Annotated in this window: 20 protein-coding genes and 2 tRNA genes; 9 read left to right on the forward strand and 13 right to left on the reverse strand. The window is 42.3% G+C overall.

Features of this window, described 5'->3' with window-relative positions:
* A partial coding sequence (locus AC0KTX_RS04860) for an IS110 family transposase (RefSeq protein ID WP_474251116.1) occupies positions 1 to 284 on the reverse strand: 284 nt, incomplete at its 3' end.
* Positions 285 to 519: 235 nt separating this feature from the next.
* On the opposite strand from AC0KTX_RS04860, the gene AC0KTX_RS04865 reads away from it, so the two are divergent.
* Both AC0KTX_RS04865 and AC0KTX_RS04870 read left to right on the forward strand, forming a co-directional pair.
* Positions 520 to 593: transfer RNA gene (locus tag AC0KTX_RS04865), tRNA-Pro, on the forward strand.
* 11 nt (positions 594 to 604) lie between these two features.
* A tRNA-Ser gene (locus AC0KTX_RS04870) sits at positions 605 to 692 on the forward strand.
* A gap of 153 nt (positions 693 to 845) precedes the next feature.
* Here the strand turns inward: AC0KTX_RS04870 and AC0KTX_RS04875 are convergent.
* On the reverse strand, positions 846 to 3,989 hold the full coding sequence (locus AC0KTX_RS04875; RefSeq protein ID WP_474251117.1) for an efflux RND transporter permease subunit: 3,144 nt from the start codon (positions 3,987 to 3,989) through the stop codon (positions 846 to 848).
* A 160-nt stretch (positions 3,990 to 4,149) separates the two neighbouring features.
* Between AC0KTX_RS04875 and AC0KTX_RS04880 the strand changes: the two genes are divergently transcribed.
* Complete coding sequence (locus AC0KTX_RS04880; protein ID WP_474251118.1) at positions 4,150 to 5,019, forward strand: TetR/AcrR family transcriptional regulator; 870 nt, start codon at positions 4,150 to 4,152, stop codon at positions 5,017 to 5,019.
* A 33-nt stretch (positions 5,020 to 5,052) separates the two neighbouring features.
* Here AC0KTX_RS04880 and AC0KTX_RS04885 read toward each other — a convergent pair whose 3' ends face one another.
* Positions 5,053 to 6,249 (reverse strand): MFS transporter, encoded by a 1,197-nt coding sequence (locus tag AC0KTX_RS04885; RefSeq protein ID WP_474251119.1) that lies wholly within the window; start codon positions 6,247 to 6,249, stop codon positions 5,053 to 5,055.
* A 580-nt stretch (positions 6,250 to 6,829) separates the two neighbouring features.
* Here AC0KTX_RS04885 and AC0KTX_RS04890 point away from each other — a divergent pair.
* Positions 6,830 to 7,459, forward strand: a complete 630-nt coding sequence (locus tag AC0KTX_RS04890) for an NUDIX hydrolase (protein WP_474251120.1) — start codon at positions 6,830 to 6,832, stop codon at positions 7,457 to 7,459.
* 20 nt (positions 7,460 to 7,479) lie between these two features.
* Here the strand turns inward: AC0KTX_RS04890 and AC0KTX_RS04895 are convergent, their stop codons facing one another.
* Positions 7,480 to 8,820 carry an MATE family efflux transporter gene (locus tag AC0KTX_RS04895; RefSeq protein WP_474251121.1) on the reverse strand — a complete coding sequence of 447 codons (1,341 nt, stop codon included), beginning with the start codon at positions 8,818 to 8,820 and terminating at the stop codon, positions 7,480 to 7,482.
* Between the two features lie 135 nt (positions 8,821 to 8,955).
* Here AC0KTX_RS04895 and AC0KTX_RS04900 point away from each other — a divergent pair, with 135 nt between their 5' ends.
* Positions 8,956 to 10,197, forward strand: coding sequence for a YeeE/YedE family protein (locus AC0KTX_RS04900; RefSeq protein ID WP_474251122.1), 1,242 nt, complete (start codon positions 8,956 to 8,958; stop codon positions 10,195 to 10,197).
* Between the two features lie 32 nt (positions 10,198 to 10,229).
* On the opposite strand, the gene AC0KTX_RS04905 is transcribed toward AC0KTX_RS04900, so the two are convergent.
* Positions 10,230 to 10,961 (reverse strand): glucose 1-dehydrogenase, encoded by a 732-nt coding sequence (locus AC0KTX_RS04905; RefSeq protein WP_474251123.1) that lies wholly within the window; start codon positions 10,959 to 10,961, stop codon positions 10,230 to 10,232.
* A gap of 140 nt (positions 10,962 to 11,101) precedes the next feature.
* On the opposite strand from AC0KTX_RS04905, the gene AC0KTX_RS04910 reads away from it, so the two are divergent.
* The 4 genes from AC0KTX_RS04910 (at position 11,102) to AC0KTX_RS04925 (ending at position 14,029) form a co-directional block, all read left to right on the forward strand.
* A complete protein-coding gene (locus AC0KTX_RS04910; RefSeq protein ID WP_474251124.1) occupies positions 11,102 to 11,422 on the forward strand; it encodes a hypothetical protein in 321 nt (106 codons plus the stop codon).
* 33 nt (positions 11,423 to 11,455) lie between these two features.
* A complete protein-coding gene (gene msrA / locus AC0KTX_RS04915) occupies positions 11,456 to 11,983 on the forward strand; it encodes a peptide-methionine (S)-S-oxide reductase MsrA (protein ID WP_474251125.1) in 528 nt (175 codons plus the stop codon).
* 159 nt (positions 11,984 to 12,142) lie between these two features.
* Positions 12,143 to 12,478, forward strand: a complete 336-nt coding sequence (locus AC0KTX_RS04920; protein WP_474251126.1) for a DUF485 domain-containing protein — start codon at positions 12,143 to 12,145, stop codon at positions 12,476 to 12,478.
* Between the two features lie 15 nt (positions 12,479 to 12,493).
* Positions 12,494 to 14,029 (forward strand): solute symporter family protein, encoded by a 1,536-nt coding sequence (locus tag AC0KTX_RS04925; RefSeq protein WP_474251127.1) that lies wholly within the window; start codon positions 12,494 to 12,496, stop codon positions 14,027 to 14,029.
* Positions 14,030 to 14,139: 110 nt separating this feature from the next.
* Here the strand turns inward: AC0KTX_RS04925 and ilvD are convergent, their stop codons facing one another.
* The 8 genes from ilvD to spoVAE form a co-directional block, all read right to left on the reverse strand.
* Positions 14,140 to 15,816 (reverse strand): dihydroxy-acid dehydratase, encoded by a 1,677-nt coding sequence (ilvD, locus tag AC0KTX_RS04930; protein WP_474251128.1) that lies wholly within the window; start codon positions 15,814 to 15,816, stop codon positions 14,140 to 14,142.
* Positions 15,817 to 15,974: 158 nt separating this feature from the next.
* Complete coding sequence (locus AC0KTX_RS04935) at positions 15,975 to 16,766, reverse strand: TIGR00266 family protein (protein WP_474251245.1); 792 nt, start codon at positions 16,764 to 16,766, stop codon at positions 15,975 to 15,977.
* Between the two features lie 113 nt (positions 16,767 to 16,879).
* On the reverse strand, positions 16,880 to 18,052 hold the full coding sequence (locus tag AC0KTX_RS04940) for an LL-diaminopimelate aminotransferase (RefSeq protein ID WP_474251129.1): 1,173 nt from the start codon (positions 18,050 to 18,052) through the stop codon (positions 16,880 to 16,882).
* Positions 18,053 to 18,123: 71 nt separating this feature from the next.
* Complete coding sequence (locus AC0KTX_RS04945; RefSeq protein ID WP_474251130.1) at positions 18,124 to 19,524, reverse strand: M48 family metallopeptidase; 1,401 nt, start codon at positions 19,522 to 19,524, stop codon at positions 18,124 to 18,126.
* 118 nt (positions 19,525 to 19,642) lie between these two features.
* The gene (locus AC0KTX_RS04950) at positions 19,643 to 20,557 is read right to left on the reverse strand and encodes an NAD(P)/FAD-dependent oxidoreductase (RefSeq protein WP_474251131.1); all 915 of its coding nucleotides are present in this window, start codon (positions 20,555 to 20,557) and stop codon (positions 19,643 to 19,645) included.
* Positions 20,558 to 20,571: 14 nt separating this feature from the next.
* Positions 20,572 to 21,432 carry a DUF421 domain-containing protein gene (locus tag AC0KTX_RS04955; RefSeq protein WP_474251132.1) on the reverse strand — a complete coding sequence of 287 codons (861 nt, stop codon included), beginning with the start codon at positions 21,430 to 21,432 and terminating at the stop codon, positions 20,572 to 20,574.
* Between the two features lie 14 nt (positions 21,433 to 21,446).
* Positions 21,447 to 21,653, reverse strand: a complete 207-nt coding sequence (locus AC0KTX_RS04960; protein WP_474251133.1) for a DUF1657 domain-containing protein — start codon at positions 21,651 to 21,653, stop codon at positions 21,447 to 21,449.
* A 4-nt stretch (positions 21,654 to 21,657) separates the two neighbouring features.
* Positions 21,658 to 22,014: a stage V sporulation protein AE gene (gene spoVAE, locus AC0KTX_RS04965; protein ID WP_474251134.1), complete on the reverse strand. Its 357-nt coding sequence runs from the start codon at positions 22,012 to 22,014 to the stop codon at positions 21,658 to 21,660.
* Position 22,015: the final 1 nt, after the last annotated feature.

Genomic DNA, 22,015 nt, shown 5'->3' on the forward strand with positions numbered 1-22,015 from the left:
ATGCCCTTCTCGTCAAGAAAGTAAGCGAGATTGAGCCAATAATGTCCCGTTGGCTCGATGCCAACGATCACTTCCGTTTTTTCAAATTCCTCCATCGCTTTCACGATGCACTGGTACAACCATTCCAACCCTTCTCTGGATTGCGGAACGGGAAACGATTTTTTCAGCACCCTCCCTCGCTCATCCACAAAGCAGGCGTAATGCTTCTTTTTCGCGATATCCATGCCAACAACCAGCGTTTGATCGGTGACTTGATTAATCTTCTTGTTTGAGATAGAATTCATGTATAGTCCTCCTTGGTATCCAAATTAGGGGTCAATTCGTGTGATTGACACCCCCGAATCATACCAAGAGGGCTTTTTTTATTCAAGTCCCCGAAAAAACTTCTAACAGGAATGCTCCTTTCTGTATTTCTACCTTCATTCTACAAAAAGATGGCCATTCCTTTATTTAAAAAAAATAAATTTTTTTGATGACAAAATGTTCACTATGTTGTATAATGTTTTTTGTCGACACAAACGGGAAGTAGCTCAGCTTGGTAGAGCACCACGTTCGGGACGTGGGGGTCGCAGGTTCAAATCCTGTCTTCCCGATCAAATATTTTGGAGAAGTACCCAAGTGGTTGAAGGGGACGCACTCGAAATGCGTTAGGGCGGGCAACCGCCGCGTGAGTTCGAATCTCACCTTCTCCGTTAAAGCCGCCTGTTTTGCCTAACAGGCGGCTTTATGTTTCAATTGCAATTATGAAAAAAACCGGGTGCATCATTCAGCATCCGGTTTTTTTGTGCATTTTTTCAAACGTCGGTGTTTCCTGCCTTTTTAAAAAGTGCTGCTTTTCAGCGGCATCATTGTTGATGTTCAAGCGAACTTTTCCTTCTAAACTTGCTCAATATTTCATAGACAATCGGGACGATGACAAGCGTTAGCAATGTAGAGCTTGTTAAACCGCCGATCACCGTAACGCCGAGTCCCTTCGAAATCATCCCTCCATCGCCTTCATAACCTAAAGCAAGCGGAATTAATGCTCCGATTGTAGCCAGCGCCGTCATTAAGATCGGACGGAGACGAGTTGCACCGGCTTCTACGAGCGCTTCTCGAGTGGATAGTCCTTCCCGTTCCTTATGAATCACTCTGTCAATCAAAACGATTGCGTTCGTCACGACGATCCCGATCAACATCAACGCGCCGATTAATGCGGAAACGCTTAATGTTTCACCGGAAATCCACAGTGCTAAAAGTCCGCCAATGACGGTAAATGGCAGCGAGAACAAAATGGCAAATGGCGCAAGTCCTTGGCTAAACGTAACGACCAGCACAAAATAAACAACCGCAATCGCAGCAAGCATCGCCATTCCTAATTGAGCAAACGATTCATTCATCTGCTCTGCCACCCCGCCCGTTTCAACATCTACACCAGGCGGCAAATCCAATTCATCAAGTTTTTCTTGGATGTCCGCATTCACTTTTCCAACATTATCTGAAGTGATTTCGCCGCTGATCGTTGCGGCATATTTCCCGTCTCGTCTTGATATCGTATTGGATGTCTCGCCCTCTTTCACTTCTGTAATATCTCCAATTTTCACATTTACGCCTAATGGAGAGAGAATGGTCTTATTTTTCATATCTTCGATAGAACGATAGGTTTCTTCCTCTGTTTCTAAATAAACGTCAATATCACGGCCGTCTTTTTGAATCGTTGTTAAAACCGGACGATCATGCTGGCGGCTGAGTTCCATGGCAATTTGGCCGGTTGTCAAACCCAGCTTGCTCAATTCTTTGTGATTGACGGCAAATGTGTATTCATCATATGTTTCAGATAAACTTGTATCGACATTTCGAACATCTGGTTCCTCTTTTAGCAGCCTTTCCACTTTAGAAGCAACTGGTTCAATATCTTTCATTGAATCGCCGTATACATACAATGTATACTCGTTCGTTGATCCTGAGGACATGTCCATCGTTTCCCAGTCGCCTTGCTTATTCGATAACTTGCTTAAATCTTTGATAATGGCCTCTTTTTCTTTTTCAAAGTTCGGCGTATCCTCATCATACATAATAAAAAATATCGCTTGATTTTGATTTCCCGGATTCATCGGGTTTTCGCCGCCAACAGATAATTGGATCGTTCGGACATGATCGCGGTGGAGAAAATAATCTTCTGCTTTTAAAGCAATGTCTTTCACATCTTCCAGCGTTTGTCCTGGTTTAGGGTTATAGGTGGCAATGACTTGTTTTTGTTGTTCATTAGGCAAAAAGCTTGCTCCGATGAAAGGGACTAAAAACAAACTGGAAACAAGCAAAAGGACTGCGATAAGAGATGTTATCCATTTATGATTGAGAGCCCAAGTCAAAATCTTTTTGTAGCTGTTCACTAGCAGGCCAGAATTACTTTTGTTCTCAGCCCGACGGTTCACTCCTTTTCTGAACAAAACATAAGCCAATGCCGGCACAACCGTCACGGCTACCAATAATGATGCCAACAGCGAAAATACAATGGTAAGTGCAAACGGCATAAATAATTGGCCTACCATTCCTCCCACAAAAGCAAGAGGCAAGAAAACCGCGATTGTCACAATCGTTGATGACATAATAGGAATAAACATTTCTTTCGTTGCCGCAATGATCAACTGTTTTCCTTTTAACGTTTCTTCTTTTAATGTCATGCGGCGGTAAATGTTTTCGATCACGACAATCGAATCATCAATCACCCTGCCGATCGCCATTGTCATGGCACCTAATGTCATCATGTTAAGAGTGATGTCCATTTCCTTCAAAACAATGAGCGCGATCAAAATGGAAAGCGGAATAGATACGACAGATATCAATGTTGAACGAACGTTGCGCAAAAAGAGCAATATGACAATGACGGCAAAAATGGAGCCGAACAAAGCTTTATTTAACATTGTTTCAACGGATTTTTCAATCGGTTCTGCCTGATCCAGAGTTGAATCGACTTCAAGCCCTTTGTATTCTTTGCGCAAATCGGCGAGCTTTTCCTTCACTTCATTGACAACTTCAACGGTATTTGCATCCGTTGCTTTGACAATCTGCAATCCGATAGCCTCTTTACCGTTTGTTCTTGATACCGTTTCCGCCCTTCCAACGATTTCAATGTCGGCAATTTCGCCTAATTTTACAGTTGGCAGCCCTGTAATCGTTGCCTGGTTTATCGGATTTGGCCCGACCGGACGATTTTGTCTAGCGTTTTGCGGCAACGCTGAATGCTGATCTTGGACTGAAGGCGCTGGAGTGATCGGAATTTCAAGAGCTTTTAAATCATCGACGGTTGCTATATTCCCGTCTACAACTACAGATTTTTCGGCATCTTGAAACGCATACAGGCCCAACGGTGTTCTCAGATCTGCGCCTTGAATGTAATTTTTGACCGTTTCTTCATCAAGACCATATTTTTTTAGTTTGTCTTGACGAAAAACGAGCCGTCCTTCTTCTACTTGCTGTCCGGAAGTCACAACGTTCTCCACACCATCTATGCCTTTCAGTTCCGGAACAATCACATCCTCTACAAGCCTCGTCAGCTCTGCAAGAGATTTTCCGCTATCAGAGAAGCTGACGGTATATACCGGAAACGCGTTAATGCTGAACCTTGCAATATTCGGTTCACCTGCGCCTTCGGGGAATTCAATCTGTTTGATCGCCTTTTCCACTTCTGCTTCGGCCCGCTCCATATCTTTTTCATATTGATATTCTATCTGGATGGAAGAAGCATTTTCAAAAGAATTGGAGCTCACCGTTTCCACGCCGTTTAAATTGCGGACGGCTTCCTCAAGAGGGATCGTCACCTTTTCTTTTACTTCTTCCGGCGCAGCCCCCGGATATGTAGTCGTGATAGTTATGACAGGAGTATTAATGTCAGGGATTGTTTCCAATTTCATATGCAAACCGGAGTACAAACCGGCAAAAATTGCCATCGCCGTTAAAATCCAAATGGCGAGCCGATTTTTTAATGAAAACTGAATGATCTTCTCCAAAGTCTCACATCCTTTTTTAAAATTGACAATGTAGTCAAAATCCGCCATACTAATAGATGACTGACTAGATAATCACATTATAATTGACCGGTCGTCTACTAGTCAACATGAAATACATTTTGTTGATGAAAAGAATCAAAAATGAAGGGGCGTGAAGGAGATGAAAGATAAAGAACGTTTAATCATTGAATCGGCCATGAAGTTGTTTGCCCGAAAAGGATATTCCTCCACCTCAATCCAAGAAATCGCCAATGAATGCGGCATTCCGAAAGGTTCCTTTTATTTTTATTTCAAATCAAAAGAAGACTTGTTGATCAAAATTCTCGAACAATTTTTTAGTAAATTAAAGACAAACACCAACTTGATCGGGTCCAAATACGATGACCCGCGAGAGCGTTTTTTGCAACAATTATCTTCCCTGCTTGAGGTGATTCTCGATCACAAAGAAATGTTCATTATGCAAAACCAAGAAAATTTAACAAAACACAATGAAAAAATTGATACGCTGTTAACCGCTATGAAAAACTACATGTTCGGGTTTTTCTCTGCAAATTTAAAAAATATTTACGGGAGCCGCATCGAAAAATATATAGCTGATTTAAACATTATTATTCAGGGAATATATTTTTGCTTTATTCAGTTTTTCATTTTTGAAAAAAAAGCCGCAGCAGAAAAAGAGGAGTTGGCCGGGTATATTTTGCATATTCTAGATGACATTGTGGAAGGATTATTATCCAGACAATCACCGCCGTTAATTTGTGCTGAGATGCTTCAAAATCTGTTGTTTCAAACTGATGTCGATCCAAAAGATGCAGATTGCCCAAAGGGCATCTTAGAACAATTGAAAGAAGCGAGCCAACAGATAAATGATAATGGGCATTTACAAGTCACCATTGATGTTTTGGAAAAAGAAATGATGTCTGATGAGCCAAGGCTTCCAGTTATAAAAGGGATGCTTTCAAATCTTTCCGAATACCCCGAACTTTCTTCCTTTCAAAAACAACTTTTCAACTACTATCAAATCAAGTAGGCCTCTAAAGGAAAAATTCCTTCAGAGGCCCTTTTACTCAAGTTCCAGAGCTTTTGTTTCTCTGCCGAACAAAAGAACAACCAATGCCCCTATCACAATGGCGATGCAAAAAATCAAAAAAATATTTCCGACCGAAACGTTTTGTGCTGCCAAATAGCCGACGAAAAGCGGGCCAAAAATGCCGCCGATCCGGCCGAAAGACGCCGCCATACCAGCACCAGTTCCCCGAATTTCCGTTGGATAAAGTTCAGGTGTATAAGCATAAAGCGCCCCCCATGCTCCCAAGTTAAAAAACGATAAAAAGATTCCTGACATTAAAAGCACAAAAACCGAGTCGGCAAAACTGAAAAAGAAGGCGCTGACCGCTGTTCCAATCAAATAGGTGACTAGGACGAATTTTCTTCCCGCCCGTTCAATAAGCCAAGCCGCGCTAAAGTAACCCGGCAGCTGCGCAAGAGTCATAATCAAAACATATTCAAAGCTTTGGACTAAACTGTAGCCTTTCATGATCACAACGCTTGGCAGCCATAAAAACATGCCGTAATAGGAAAAGACGACCGAAAACCATAATATCCAAAGCACAGCCGTCGATTTGGCATGTTTTTTTGAACAAACGGCGGCAATGTGCTGCCATGCATTTCTTTTTGCTTTGTATTGACTTGATTCGAACTTTTTTGAATCAGGAAGCTGCAGACGCAAATATATAGCATAAAAGGCAGGGATGGCGGTTAATAGCAAAGCCGTTTGCCACCCGTATTTCGGAATTATAAAGTAGGAGATGATCGCAGCTGCCAGCCAGCCTCCTGCCCAGAAACTTTCAAGCAAGACAACCGTTTTTCCCCTCTCCTTTGCAGGAACGCTCTCCGAAACAAGCGTGGAAGCGACCGGCAGTTCTCCGCCTAAACCCATGCCGATCAAAAAGCGTAAAATTAAAAAAGCCGATAAAGTCGCAGTAAAGGCTGACAGGCCGCTCCCGACTGAAAATAACAATAACGTAATGATAAAGACTTTTTTTCTTCCAATCTTGTCGGATAAAAGACCAAATAAAAATGCACCTGCTGCCATCCCGATCGAGTTCATGCTTCCGATCCAGCTCATTTGTTCAGGAGATAAATCCCAATCTTCTTTTAAAGCCGCAATTATAAATGAAAGCACACCAACATCCATCGCATCAAAAAGCCATGCAAGACCAGCTATTCCTAAAAGTTTTTCCTTTGAAAGGCTCTTCATTTTTCAACCTCCCCCATTCATCTGTCTTTACAAATGAATTGTTATATGTAAACATTCTTTATCATATCATATTTTGCACCACTGTCATGACATTTGGCAAAAAAATTATTTTTATCAAATTCGCTTCAGTATGCCAATCATGCTGAGGATGTTCGAAATTGATTTGTAATTTTGCTGGCAACTAGGTTCGGGGTAGATTTTAGAAAAAGACATAAAAAGAACCGGGGATTCCCGGTTTTGGAGGAAAAATATTTACGTTGACTGAAAATATCTTGTGATCAATTCCCTTCCGATTCTTTCTCCTCTTCTTCCTTATCCTTAATGTGATAAGCCTGCCCGTATGCTTCACGAGACGGCTCATACAAATCATGAACATCAGTTCGCATTTCCAAAGATGTTTGTTTTCGTGTCCTTTTTTTGTTTGGGAACCATTCCACGGATCTTCACCTCTCGCTGTTTCTTCTCCTTATTGTGGCAAAATATTTTTGGCTTATTCAAAAGAAAAACGATATGATCAACGAATTTTTCTTTTTTTCCTATATAATGAAAAAGAGAGAGAACAACTGGAGAAGGTGGAAACATGCAAGTCAAAGATATTTTTAATACAGTCAAACAGCGGAAACCAACTTTGCACGGAATCGACAAGCTGAAAAAATTCGCCGTTTTGCTCCCTTTCATTCAAGAAGCAGAAGAACCTTGTCTTTTGTTTGAAGTTCGCGCAAAACATTTAAGATGCCAGCCTGGGGATGTTTGTTTCCCCGGCGGGAAGATCGAGCCGTTTGACCGCCACGCAATGGAGACAGCCATCCGAGAGACCTCTGAGGAGCTCGGCATACCTGCCGAGGCGATCCATCACGTGCATCCGATCGATTATTTGATCACACCATACGGAACAATGATTTATCCTTTTATCGGCATAATTGAAGCAAATACATTGTTTCACCCGAATGAAGATGAAGTCTCCGAAATGTTTACAGTTCCTTTTTCCTTTTTTCTCAATACTGAACCGAAAGTATACGAAGTGCAGTTTCAAGCAGTTCCTGATGAAAATTTTCCATTCGAGCATATTTACGGGGGAAAACAATACAGATTTAGATCAGCAAAAACGAAACAGTTTTTCTATTATTACCAAGATAAAGTCATCTGGGGCTTAACAGCTAAATTAATCTATAATTTTGCCGATTATGTAAAAAGCCATCCCTCTGAATAAATGAGGGAATGGCTTTTTTCTCATGCAGCATCTTTAAACAATTCTTTCTTTCTCCAGCCTCCGAAACGATAATAAAGAAAAGCAAACAGACTGGAAATAACAAAGCTTACCCCCATTCCGATGCCTATCCCTTCATCTCCCAGCAATTTTGAGAAAAGATAGGTGAGCGGATACCTAAGCACCCAAAACGAGATAATGTTCAACATCAACACTTGCATCATCGCGCCCGACGCTCGCACTACACCGTTTAAAATAAAATTGATCCCTAGAAAAGGATAGAAAAAAGCAATGATTTTTAAATATTCCGTGCCAAAATCCACTGCCCTTTCTTCCTTGATAAACCATTGCACTCCGATATGAGCAAAAAAGAGAATAAAAAAAGCGAATGTCAGCATGATCATCAAATTATAAACCAAACCGTACCGGCCGATTTTGTAAACACGATCCCAGCGGTTCGCTCCAATATTTTGTCCGGCAAGACTTGTGACAGCCGTGCCGAGGGACGTTGCCGGGAGCATGATGAGGTTGTCAAGCCTTTGGGCTGCTCCGAATCCTGCAAGCACATCTTCTCCAAATCCTGCCACCACGCTCATGATCGCTGTCACTCCGGCAGAAATAACCAACATTTGCAGACCGGACGGCACCCCCATTTTTAATATGAGCAGAATCTCTTTTTTATCGGGCATTTTTGGCCAAGAAAAAGGGACGAGCTTGCGCTTGATCGCCAAATACATGCCGAATAGAAAGGCAATTCCCTGTGCAAAAACCGTTGCATATGCTGCGCCGGCAATCCCGAAACCGAAAACAGAAATAAATAATGGGTCTAAAACAGCATTTAACAAAACAGCCATTACGACAAAATAAACCGGCGCTTTGCTTTCCCCCACTGCACGCATCAAAGTCGCCACAAAGTTATATCCAAACAAAAAAATGATACCGAGAAAATTAATTTGCAAATAAAGCGTGGCAGCATCCATCATGCCGTCAGGAGTGTCAAGCATGCGCAAAATAGGCTGCGCCAAAAAGAATCCGATGCACCCCAAAATAATGGATAGAAGAAAAAGCGTGACGACAAAAGCATTGACGTATTGCTTCAGCCCCTCTTCATCCTGCTTCCCTTTCAGCTGCGATAAAATCGTTAATGTCGCCTGGTTGATGCCGATAATGAAGGATAAAACCGCAAAGATGACCGTACCGGAAATGGCAACAGCACCAAGGGCATTGGCTCCCAGTAAATTTCCAACCCATAGGCTGTCAATAAACTGGAAGGAAACTTGGAGAAAATTGGTCACCATAATCGGTGCTGAAAAAAAGATAAGTTGTTTTAAAATGTTTCCTTGAGTATAGTCGCCCTGTTTCATGAATAATCTCCTTCCAGCTCATAAAGTCGCGAATCGTTTGAAGAAAATCAAATCATTTTACAAATAAATATTTTTGTAATAAAATATCCCACATGCAAAACTTACTAAACAAATCAGAATAAGGAGTGATTAAAATTGGCAGCTGAACAAGCAGCTATCACAACAAAGAAAGAAACAACGAAAGCTTCTTTGCCATCGCCGCAAAAAACACTGGCAACAGTCGTTTTGCTTTCGCTACTTATTTTAAGTATATATATCTTTTTAAATCAAGGATTGCAGCTTGGCATTCAGCTTTGGATCGGATTTTTGCTCGGAACAGCATTGTTTCATGCCCGGTTCGGCTTTACCTCCGCTTTTCGGCGATTGGTTTCTGTCGGCAATGGGGAAGGAATTCGCGCTCATATGGTGATGCTGGCGGTTGCCTCCACCCTGTTCGCTATCATTCTGGCCAACGGCTACGGGCTTTTTGGTGTTAAACCGGCCGGATATGTTTCACCTGTAGGTGTGAGTTTAATCGTCGGTTCATTCTTGTTCGGCGTCGGGATGCAGCTTGGAAACGGCTGTGCTTCAGGCACTTTATACAGCCTTGGAGGCGGCCAATCTTCCATGTTTATCACGTTATTTGGTTTTATTGTCGGCTCTGTGCTCGGTGCTTGGCACTTTGATTTTTGGATCAATAAAATGCCCGCTTTCCCCACCGTTTCCTTGGCCGATGTGACGGGGAGCTACTTTTCCGCATGGGCGGTTCAAATGGCCGTCTTTGCAGCTATTTTTGCGGGGACTCTTGCCATTGAACGAAAAGTGAGACCGCCCAAAATGAAGCCTCTTCCAACAACGACAGGATGGAAAAGAATCATCCGCGGTTCTTGGCCGTTATGGACGGCGGCGGTTGTCCTTGCTGTTTTAAATGCTGCTACATTAATTGTCCGCGGACAGCCTTGGGGAATTACATCCGCTTTTGCTCTTTGGGGATCAAAAGCCGCCATGGCCGTGGGGATTGATGTCACGGAATGGGCATACTGGTCAGGGGCTAACAGCCAAGCTTTGAAGAGGTCCGTTTTGGCCGATTCCACTAGTGTAATGAATTTTGGAATTATATTGGGCGCCATGCTGGCTTCATGCGCCGGCGGATTTTATGCCCTTCGCAAAATCCCTCTTCGCAAAGCAGCTGCTGCGCTTATCGGCGGCATTTTAATGGGATACGGCGCCCGCCTTGCCTTTGGCTGCAACGTTGGCGCTTATTTCGGCGGCATTGCCTCTTTCAGCTTTCATGGTTGGGTATGGGCCGTCATCGCACTTCTTGGCAGCTACACCGCTCTTTTCTTACGCCCGCTTTTCGGCCTGTCCAACCCGAATCGGAATGACCAGTTTTGCTGAAAACAAACCGGGAATCCCCGGTTTGTTTTCGTTTATTCTTCATAAATCATTTTTTTGGTCATGCCGCCGTCTATAATAATATTTTCTCCTGTGATGAAATCGTTGTCCGGATGGGATAAAAACAAACAGGCTCTGGCAATGTCTTCCGGTTTGCCCACACGTTTTGCCGGATGCTGAAAATGATCGCGTTCAGTAAGCGCATGATAATCTTTTGTTTCAATCCAACCTGGACTGATGCAGTTTACCCGAATATTATCTTCCCCAAGGGAAATGGCAAGAGCATGGGTTAACGCAACGATCCCTCCCTTTGTGGCGGCATATGCTTCCGAATGTTTCTCCGACATGAACGCTCTTGTGGAAGCAATGTTGATGATGGCTCCACCTTTTTCATTTTTCTTCATATACCTTGAAGCTTCTCTTGCACATAAAAACACCCCCCTCAAGTTTGTATTCACGACCTCATCCCATTCTTCAACAGTTAATTCATAAAGAGATTTGAATCTGGAAACACCCGCATTGTTTACGACAATATCGATTCTTCCAAATTTATGATGTGCATCACCCATTAAATGGATAATGTCTAATGGATTTTTGACATCTGTCCGGATAAAGGTGGCGTCTATTTCATCAGCTGTTTGCCGTCCCTTTTCGTTTACATCTGCAATCACTACTTTTGCACCGTTTTTTCCATAGGCATTGGCGACTGCTCTGCCAATCCCTTGCGCTCCTCCGGTGACAATCACGACTTTTCCTTCAAAACTCATTAATATTCCCCCTAATGACATAGTATTTCTACCATCTTACCATAATCAAGCACGATCGTTGACATGGACTATATTCAAACATAAAATACATATAAACTCATATATTTAATCGGAATCGTATTTGGAAAGGGGCATCACGTTTGCTGCAAAAAATTCCACTAATCTCTATATTGCTTTTAATGATCTTTTCATGGTTATTTGGATTGTATTCTCTATCTTTATTTTATACTCCCACAATTGTCTTCCCTGTTTTAGACAATTATTATTGGTTTGCTCCTACTGCAGCCATGTTGGGTTTAACCGCAATTTTTACCATTGTATCTGTTTTGATCTACTTTATGCTAAAAAAACGGCAGCCAAGAAAGTTTCCGGCTATACATGTTTTCAATGCCCTCGCTTGGGTGCTCATCATTGCGATACAAGTAAAAATTGTTTTCTTTAATCTTGGCATCTGCCATTAGAAACATACAAGAAACGAACAAGGAGCGATTCAAATGAAGAAAAAACTGGACGTAGCAACATTTGCCGGCGGATGTTTTTGGTGTATGGTAAAACCTTTTGATCAATGGGAAGGAATTGAAAAAGTCGTTTCCGGCTATACGGGCGGGCATGTCGATCATCCTACTTATGAACTAGTGAAAACAGGAACAACCGGGCATTTTGAGGCGGTACAAATTGTGTTTGATCCCAGCGTGTTCCCGTACGAAAAGCTGTTGGAAATTTACTGGCAGCAAATTGACCCGACAGATGACGGAGGCCAATTTCATGACAGAGGCAGCCAATATCGAACTGCTATTTTCTACCATAATGCAGAACAAAAAGAGAAAGCGGAGCAGTCCAAAGAAAAGATAGAAAAAAGCGGAAAATTCAACAAGCCGATTGTGACGAAAATATTGCCGGCAGGACCTTTTTACCCGGCGGAAGACTACCATCAAGACTTTTATAAAAAAAATCCCGAAGAATATGAAGAAGATCGCCGAAAATCAGGTCGTGACGAATTTTTGAAGCAGCATTGGAAATAACAAAACGTTCTTTTTTTAGAACAGTAAAATCTTATGAAAGATTTTGCTGTTTTTTTATTCGTGATGAAAGCGCTTTATTTTTTTGTTGACTGTTCATTGTATATTCATTATTATTAGAATTGATCTAGAATTATAAATATTCTGAAAAGGAGTGGGATTATGTTGGAAAATAACAACGAATTGGCATCGCCAAAACCTAATGCTGTTGATTATGAAAAAATTGTATCTTCCAGTAAATTTAAACAGTTGATTCAAAAAAAAGTTCAGTTTGTTGTCCCCATCATGGCCGTTTTTTTTGTTTCATACTTTCTTTTGCCGATTCTGACAGGCTACACCTCCATTCTTGAGGTCAAGGCAATCGGCTGGATTACTTGGACATGGATTTATTCCCTGGGGCTGTTTGTCATGGTTTGGGTGTTTGCCATGATGTATGTCAAGAAAGCGGCAACATTTGATCAAATGGCTGATGAAATTATTGAAGAAAACATTAAATAAGGAGGCTCCCCTTTCATGAGTGTACCGGCATTTATTTTGTTTTTAATTATTCTTTTAATCACTTTGTATATCACATATTGGGCTGCAAAAAGAACAAAAACCGCAAACGAATTTTATACAGCCGGCGGCGGCTTAACCGGGTGGCAAAATGGGTTGGCGATAGCAGGCGATTATTTATCAGCCGCATCCTTTCTTGGAATTGCAGGCGCCATCGCATTAAACGGATTTGATGGTTTTTATTACAGCATCGGCTATTTAACCGCTTATCTCTTCGTTTTATTTATCGTTGCAGAGCCTCTCAGAAATTTAGGAAAATATACACTGGCTGATATGATAAATGCAAGGTTTAGCGAGAAAAAAGTCCGCGCAACAGCTGCTCTCAGCTCCATCACCATTGTTATTTTCTATATGATTGCTCAACTTGTAGGTGCAGGTGCACTTATAAAATTATTATTAGGAATTGATTATTGGATCGCAGTATTGCTCGTTGGCGTCATGATGACGATTTACGTATTATTTGGAGGAATGACAGCCACAAGCTGGGTGCAAATCATAAAGGCTATCTTGCTTATGGCGGGAACGATCATCATTTCTTTCCTAGTTTTGTTGAAATTTAACTTTAATGTTGTTGGCATGTTCAACGATATGACTGAAGCGACGCCACATGGCGAAAACTACCTGCATTCAGGAATTGTATATCAAAACCCGTTAGATTTAATTTCGATGATGCTTGCCTTAGTGTTGGGAACGGCTGGGCTCCCGCATATCTTAATGAGGTTTTTTACTGTAAAGGACGCAAAAACTGCACGTTCATCGGTTGTCAACGCAACATGGGTTGTCGGAATCTTTTATGTCATGACAATCTTTTTAGGATTCGGTGCGGCAAAATTTGTCGGATCAGAAACGATAATCGCTGAAAATCCGGCTGGTAATATGGCGGCGCCGCTGCTAGCGAAAGCACTTGGCGGAGACTTCTTAATGTCATTCGTTTCCGCAGTCGCTTTTGCAACAATACTCGCAGTTGTTGCTGGTTTGGTTTTGTCTGGTGCATCCGCATTTGCTCATGACATTTACGGACAGATCATCAAAAAAGGAAAAGTGACAGAAAAACAGCAAATGATGGCAGCAAGATGGGCATCTGTCGGAGTTGCTGCATTTTCGATCCTGCTGGCGCTTGGTGCGCAATCATTAAATGTCGCATTTCTTGTTTCTCTTGCTTTTTGCGTCGCTGCGAGCGCTAATTTGCCTGTCATAATTTATACGATTTACTGGAAAAGGTTTAATACTGCCGGAGCCGTTACTGCTATGCTGGCCGGTTTAATTTCGGCGATCGTTTTAGTGTCGGTCAGTCCAAACGTCATTCATCCGGAAGTCGGAAAAGCCTTTTTTGTCGGCGAACCTCTTTTCCCGCTCACAAACCCTGCACTCATTTCTGTGCCTGCTGGTTTCATCGGAGGTGTGATTGGCACGCTTGTCTCCGCAAAACGGGACGAGAAAAAGTATGCGGAGGTATCTTTTAAAGCCAATACCGGGTTCAAAGGGGCAGATTGAGAAAAAAAGATCGATTTTTAGCACGTTATAAGATATAAAAAACAATAAAAAAGCTTGCAGAGAAAATCCCTTTCTCCACAAGCTGAACTCGCCGATGGGCGAGTTCTTTTTTATATTTTCATAATACCGCCTGTACTTGCGGATGTAACGAGTTTCGAGTAGCGTGCCAAATAACCGGTTTTTACTTTCGGCTCAAAGCCTTTCCATTCCGCTTTTCGCTTGTTCCATTCATCTTCGGAGACATGAACATCAATGGTTCGTTTCTCAATATCAATGACAATATGATCGCCGTCCTGAATAAAGGCAATTGGCCCGCCTTCAGCAGCTTCTGGTGACACATGCCCGATCGAAAGCCCGCGGGATGCGCCTGAAAAACGTCCGTCCGTGATGAGAGCCACTTTCGGACCAAGACCCATGCCGACAATTTGCGATGTTGGTGCGAGCATTTCCGGCATTCCAGGGCCGCCTTTTGGTCCTTCGTAGCGAATGACAACAACATCTCCTTCTTTCACTTTGCCTTTCGCAATGCCCTCGAGCGCTTCTTCTTGAGAGTCAAAAATGACCGCAGGGCCTTCAAAATGGGTAATTCCTCCTTGAACGCCGCCTGTTTTGATAATTGCGCCATCAGGAGCCAAATTGCCAAATAAAACAGCAAGCCCGCCTTTTTCGGAATAAGGTTTGTCAATCGGACGAATCACATTGTAATCTTTCACTTCTGAGCCGGCAATATTTTCACCGAGCGTTTTGCCTGTTACAGTGATGCAATCCAAATGGAGTGTTCCTTCTTTTTTCGTCAGTTCGTTCAACACCGCAGAAACTCCTCCAGCTGCATGTAAATCTTCAATATGAACATCGGATGCCGGAGCAAGCTTTGCTAAATGAGGCACTCTTTCCGCCACTTGATTGATCCGTTCAAGCGGGTAGTCAACGCCAGCTTCATTGGCAAGGGCGAGCGTATGCAAGACAGTGTTTGTCGAGCCTCCTAAAGCCATATCTAAAGCAAAGGCGTTATCGATTGCTTTTTCCGTCACGATATCGCGCGGTTTTAAATCCATTTCGATCAATTTCATTAGCTGTTTCGCTGTCCGTTTGACAAGTTCTTTCCGTTCCGGTGAAACAGCTAAAATCGTCCCGTTTCCAGGGAGTGCCAAGCCTAATGCTTCAGATAGACAGTTCATTGAGTTTGCCGTAAACATGCCTGAACAAGAGCCGCACGTCGGACAACCGTACATCTCAAGTTCTTTTAATCCGTTTTCATCGATTTTCCCCGATTGATAAGCGCCTACTCCCTCAAAGACAGAAGATAGGGAAATTTTTCGCCCGTCGCTTGTTCTTCCGGCAGCCATCGGTCCACCGCTGACGAATATCGTCGGAATGTTGATCCGCAAAGCCGCCATTAACATTCCCGGCGTAATTTTATCGCAGTTTGGAATGCAGACCATCCCATCAAACCAGTGGGCGTTGACAACTGTTTCAACCGAATCGGCAATAATTTCACGGCTTGGGAGCGAATAGCGCATTCCGATATGCCCCATTGCAATACCGTCATCGACACCGATTGTATTAAATTCAAATGGCACACCGCCGGCTTCGCGAATCGCTTCTTTCACAAGCTTTCCAAATTCTTGCAAATGAACATGGCCCGGGATAATATCAACATAAGAGTTGACCACGGCAATAAACGGTTTGTCGAAATCTTCCTCTTTAACGCCGGCTGCACGCAACAGGCTGCGGTGCGGAGCGCGGTCAAATCCTTTTTTTATCATATTGCTGCGTAATTGTGCCAAAATAAATCCCCCCGCTTTTGAAATCCATTTAATTTTCAATTAATTTTAATATTTTAATATTATACTACTATTTTATTTTTTTCACAAAGGGTTTTTCTCTCTGCTTTTTCCCATAAGAAAAGAGGAATGGCCTTCAGCCGCTTCCTCTTTTCTTCGAATTAATCGTCTCCGTCAAACAAGTCGCCGAGACCTCCTAAAATGCTGCCTTCCCCAACGCTGCCTCCCCTTTGCGGAGCCGCGGCAAAGACTCTGTCAGCTAAACGGCTGAACGGCAATGATTGCACCCAAACAGACCCGGGACCGCGTACGGTTGCGAAAAACAACCCTTCACCGCCAAAAAAAGCGGTTTTCACCTTGCCGACAAATTCAATGCTGTAATCGACTTCTTTTGTCATTGCCACTAAACAACCTGTGTCAATTCTCAATTTTTCTCCCGGCGACAAATCTTTTTTGATAATCGTACCGCCCGCATGCAAGAAAGACAATCCGTCTCCCTCCAGCTTCTGCATGATGAAACCTTCGCCGCCGAAAAATCCAGTTCCAAGTTTACGCTGGAACTCAATCCCAACTGAAACCCCTCTTGCAGCACAAAGAAAAGCATCTTTTTGGCAAATGACTTTTCCGCCAAATTCTTTCAAATCAATTGGGATAATTTTCCCCGGGTATGGAGCGGCAAAGGAAACATGTTTTTTTTCCAACCCTTGATTTGTAAACACCGTCATAAACAGGCTTTCTCCGGTAATCAGACGTTTCCCGGCACCGACGAGTTTACCGAGGAGTCCTTTTCCTTGATCACTTCCATCACCAAACACGGTTTCCATCTCAATGCCATCATCCATCATCATCATGGCGCCGGCTTCGGCAATCGCACTTTCACCGGGATCTAATTCAATTTCGACAAACTGCATATCGTCTCCATACAGCTTGTATTCAATCTCATGAGCTCCCATTTCTTCACCACCCATCACTTTCAATTTTGCATTTGAATATGTAGCATACTCATCATAGCTCTTTTTCATCCAGATTGCCAGATCTTTCGCAAGAATCTTCTGCCATATTTTTTCTATACTCTGAGCAAGCCGCTTCGATCAATCCGTTCAACGGCCTCTTTCAATCGCGCTTCCGGTTGAACAAGCGCAATGCGGACATACCCTTCTCCATGTTGACCGAATGCTGATCCTGGTGTTACAACAACACCCGCCCGTTCGATCAGTTCTAAAGCAAATTCTCTCGACTTGATGGGCTTTGGAATTTTTGCCCACATGAACATCGTTGCTTTCGGCGCCTCGACATCCCAGCCGATTGCTTTCAATCCATCGGCTAAAAGGTCTCGCCGTTTTTCATACATGGATCGATTCAGATCCAAAAACTGATCGCCGTCTGTCAACGCAGCAGCCGCCGCTTGTTGGATTGGAGCAAACACTCCGTAATCCAGATTGGATTTGAAACGGGCAAACTGACGGATGATTTCTTCATTGCCAACAATGTAGCCGATCCGGCAGCCGGCCATGTTAAAGCTTTTTGACAATGAATTGAATTCCACGCCAACGTCTTTTGCTCCTTCGACGGATAGAAAACTGATACCTTTCCTTCCGTCAAATATTAACTCAGAGTAGGCAAAATCGTGAACAACCATGATTTGATATTGTTTCGCAAAGCGCACCACCTTTTCAAAAAATGCTTTTGTCGCTAAAGCTGGGACGGGATTTCCGGGAAAATTCAAAATCAACATTTTTGCTTTTTCTGCAATTTCGCCTGGAATATGATCCAAATCAGGCAAAAAGGAGTTGCGCTCCAATAAAGGCAGAGGGTATATCGTTGCTCCCGCCAGCTTCGCTCCGGCTTCATAGGCAGGATAACCCGGATCAGGAAGCAACACGATATCGCCTTCATTGACAAAAGCCATAGGGAAATGAACGAGTCCATCTTGTGAGCCCATCGTCTGGATGACTTCTGTAGAAGGATTGAGATGAACTTGAAATTTCCGATGATAGTATTGGCAGACAGCCAAATGAAACTCATGAGACCCCGAGAGGCTGTAGCCATATTCATTTTCATTTAAGACAGCTTTGCTGAGAATATTACGGATAAATTCAGGAGGCGGGGCGTCAGGGCTGCCGACGCTCAGATCAATGATATCGATCCCTTCCCTCATTTTCCTTTTTTTATGGTATGCCAATTCTGTAAAAATTAACGTTTCAAATGCATTCATTTTTTTGGATGTTTTGATTTCCATTTTCGATTGCTCCTCTTTCATAGCATATTTTGCTTTCCATTCGTTTCCCTTGCAGGTGGAGAGCAAGCCTGTTACCGCATTTCTTTTCTCAACATGTCGATAATTACCCGATTTTGAGGCTGTTGACGAATCGCATAAACTAGTGGCGTATCGCCTGCATAATCCGTTTTGATAGGATCCGCCCCGGCATCAAGCAGCAATTTGACGATTTCAGGACGATTGCTCATCACTCCATAGAAGAGCGGAGTCATGCCGTCCGCATCCTCTGCATTCGGATCGCTTCCGTGAAGAAGCAATTGTTCGGCGACGTTTAGATGGCCATTTTGCGCAGCTTCCATCAAAGGAGTCATCATATAGTCATCCGTTTCATCAATGTTCGCTCCATTCTGCAGTAAAAGCAAAACCATTTCTTCATTGCCAGCAAGCGCTGCCCAATGAATGGCAGACATCCCCTCGCTATCTTTTTCATTTAAATCCTTTCCTTCTTTAATCAACTGTTTCACTTCATCTGTGTTTCCGTAAATAACAGATTGAATGATTTCCGGTTTTTCAGGATTTTCCCCTTCTTCCAATGAAACTTCCTCATCTTCGGCAAAGATCATCGATTCACCGAGTTTTTCCATCTGCTTAACGAAAAAAGAAATTCCTGCTGTAAAAAGGACAGCCGCTGCAACTGTTCCAGCTAAGAAAATCCATCCCCATTTGCTGCTCTTCAAGTCCATTTCTTTTTCTTCCAAAAAGCGCATGACTTCGTAAATTCGTTTCGGAAGCGGCGGATGCGATGACAGTATTTCGCTCAACCAAGCAAAAAAGCCTTTTTCTTTCTCCATTTGCTTTAAATAAGCTTCCCGATTTACCCGCTTATATAGCTTTTTTCCAACGGCCAAAATGGTTAAACTGTTTTTGGCCGCTTCAGAATTTCCGCAATAGAAAACAGCATATCGGTCACAAGTAAATTCACAAGCCCGCAAATATAGTTCGCCTAGTCCCGGGATCCACATGGCCGGCAAAATAAAAGAATGTTTCAACAAATGGTTGCGTTTAATATGAGCTAGTTCATGGGCAATAATGAAAACAAGTTCATCTTCGGCTTCTGATTCTGTCAGTTCAAAAACTTCTGAATATAAGACAACCATGTTTTTGCCGAAAAATCTTGTTGCAAAAGCGTTTAAAATTCCACTTGATTCCACTACATAGACATCAGGAACTTTATCGATTCCCATTTGAACGCAAAGATCTTGAACTTTTTGATGGACAGCCGGAAATTGTTCCTCGGTCACTTTTACGCCATTCGTCCGGATGTACCCAATCATTATTCCATGGAAAAACATTGAAATGATGAAAAATAAGAAGAGGACCAACAGACTGATTACTGAAAGACACAACACGATATAAATGACAAGACTGATGAAAAGAACAAGACCAAAATAGATGCGCTCTTTTTTATGTACAAGATGTTTTGTTTGCTCCATGCCCTTTCTCCTCTCTGCGTTTTTGTCTAGAAAAATAATACAAGAATTAATAAATATTACAATACTTTTTTGAAAATAAAATAAGGACTTAAGGGAACTTCTTTCCGAACCTTTTCCCTTAAATCCTTTCTTTTTCCTCCAATAACCTTTTATGAATCCAAATAGCTGCCTGCGTGCCTTCCCCCATGGCAATCGGCGCTTGTTCGGAGTGTGCGACTACGTCGCCGGCCGCCCAAACATTTTGAATGTTTGTTTCTTTCGTTCGGGCATCAACAAGCAAATGTTTGTTTTCCATTCTCTCGACTTGAAGTTGGGCTGCTAAATCAGAATGAACTTTGTTTCCTCCAAAGGCTAAAAATCCTCTGTCGGCTTTAAGATACCGACCGTTTTTTAATTTGACGCCTTGAAACCACTCGCCTTCTGCTAACACTTTTTGAATCGGTTCTTTTATGTATTGAATCCCTTTTAACATTAATTTGTTTTGCAACTGTTCGTTGATTTCTTTTCCGTCATGGTTGATGTATACAATATCTTTTGTCCAATAGGTTAAAGCGAGGGCTAAATGAGCTCCTGTATTTCCTGCTCCAAGCACGATCACCGATTTGTTGATCACTTCATATCCATCACAGTCCGGACAAACATAAATGGAAATCCCTAAGCACGGTTTCATATTTGACAACTCTTCAGGTATACGGTCAGTCACACCAGTTGCGATGAGCAGTTTTTTTGCCCGATAAATGCTTGAGTCTTCCGTTTTGACAGTAAACATTTCTTGGTCTTTTTCGAGTTGTTGAACAAGCTGCTCCTGAAATTCCACTCCGCATCGTTCTGCTTGTTTCCTGCCTAGTTTTCGCAAAGCAAGTCCGCTTACTCCATTCGGCCATCCTAAAATATTATGGTAGCTTCTGCAAAGTGTTGATCTTCCTTCCGCCGCGTCAATTACAAGTACATGATGCTGATACCTGCCAAGCATAATAGCTGCCGATAAACCTGCAATACCGCCGCCGATAATGATGCAATCATATGTTTTCATTTTCATCCTTCCCATCAATCTTGTAAAAAAGGTGTTAAAGTTTGAATCATCTTTGTCATTTTTTCTTTGTTTTTTAAATACATGTTTTTTGCTTCATGATTTTTTGTTTGCAAGGCATAAAGTTCAAAATCGGCTTCCACTTTTTTTAGAGATGAAAGAAGAAGTTCTTTTTCAATCGGCTTCGGAACTTTTACTTTGTCATCATATAAATCAACGGTGAGTTGTCCATACGAATCGACTTGGGCAAAAAATACGTTTTCTACGGCTATTCCCATTTGATCGAGTTTTTCTTTCAGCCATCTCCGATTTAACCCAATAGTGGAGAGCGCCTCATCCATAATTTTCCCGTCCAAAATGACATTTTGCGGTTCTTTTATTGGCGCAACATTTTTCTTTAAATCGCCCACAGTTACAGGCTGTTTTTCTTTTTTTAACAAGACACTTAATTCCCCTGTTGTCTCAAGAATGGCGAATTCTACATCTGAGACATGGTGGATTTTGTGTTTCCTCAACTGTTCCAATAAGGAAGACAAAGGGAATTTTTCCTTCTTTAAATTGTCTTCCATAATTTTTCCATTTTTAATGAAAATTGTTGGTTTTCCTTCAATAAATTCTTGAAATTTCGGACTCTTCAAGGAAATATAAGAAATGAGAAATGGAATCAATGCCCAAACGATAATGCTGACGATGCCGTTTGTCAAATTTAAATCAACATCCATCGACAGTGTTCCGGCAATATCACCGATCGTAATCCCAGTAATGTATTCAAAAAAAGATAGTTTCGACAGTTGTTTTTTTCCTAAAAGCTTTGTAATGACAAACAAACCGATAATGATGGCAAGAGAACGAATGATTACTGCAACCCACTCTGGCATAACAATCCCTCTTTTCAAAAACCTTTGTATTCCGGCTCTTCAAATTCAAGTTTTCCGATCCTTTTCGTTAAATCATGGATGATTTCTTCCGCAGCCAACATCGTTTCATGAAAAACTTTTTGCGCTTCTTCATTGGCTGAAGTCAGCGCCAAATTTTGCAATCCGGCGTGGATGCTTTCTAAACTTGCCAGTGTTTGTTTCACTTGTGACGCAACGGTCATGATATCACCCCTTTGGTTTAAATAGCAAAGCACCGATAAAGCCGAAAACAATTGCTGCTGAAACACCGGAACTTGTCACTTCAAACATTCCCGTTAAAACACCGATTAATCCATGCTTTTCCGCCTCCTGAAGCGCACCGTGGACAAGGGAATTGCCGAAGCTTGTAATCGGAATGGTGGCTCCCGCACCGGCAAAATCGATAAACGGTTCATAAAGCCCAAATCCATCTAAAATGGCGCCAATAACAACCAACGTACTTAATGTATGACCAGGTGTTAAATGAAAAACATCAAACATGATTTGGCCGATGACACAAATGAGACCTCCGATGACAAACGCCCAAAAAAATGATGCGGCCAAT

It is taken from the genome of Aeribacillus sp. JST-2 (genome assembly GCF_056032925.1).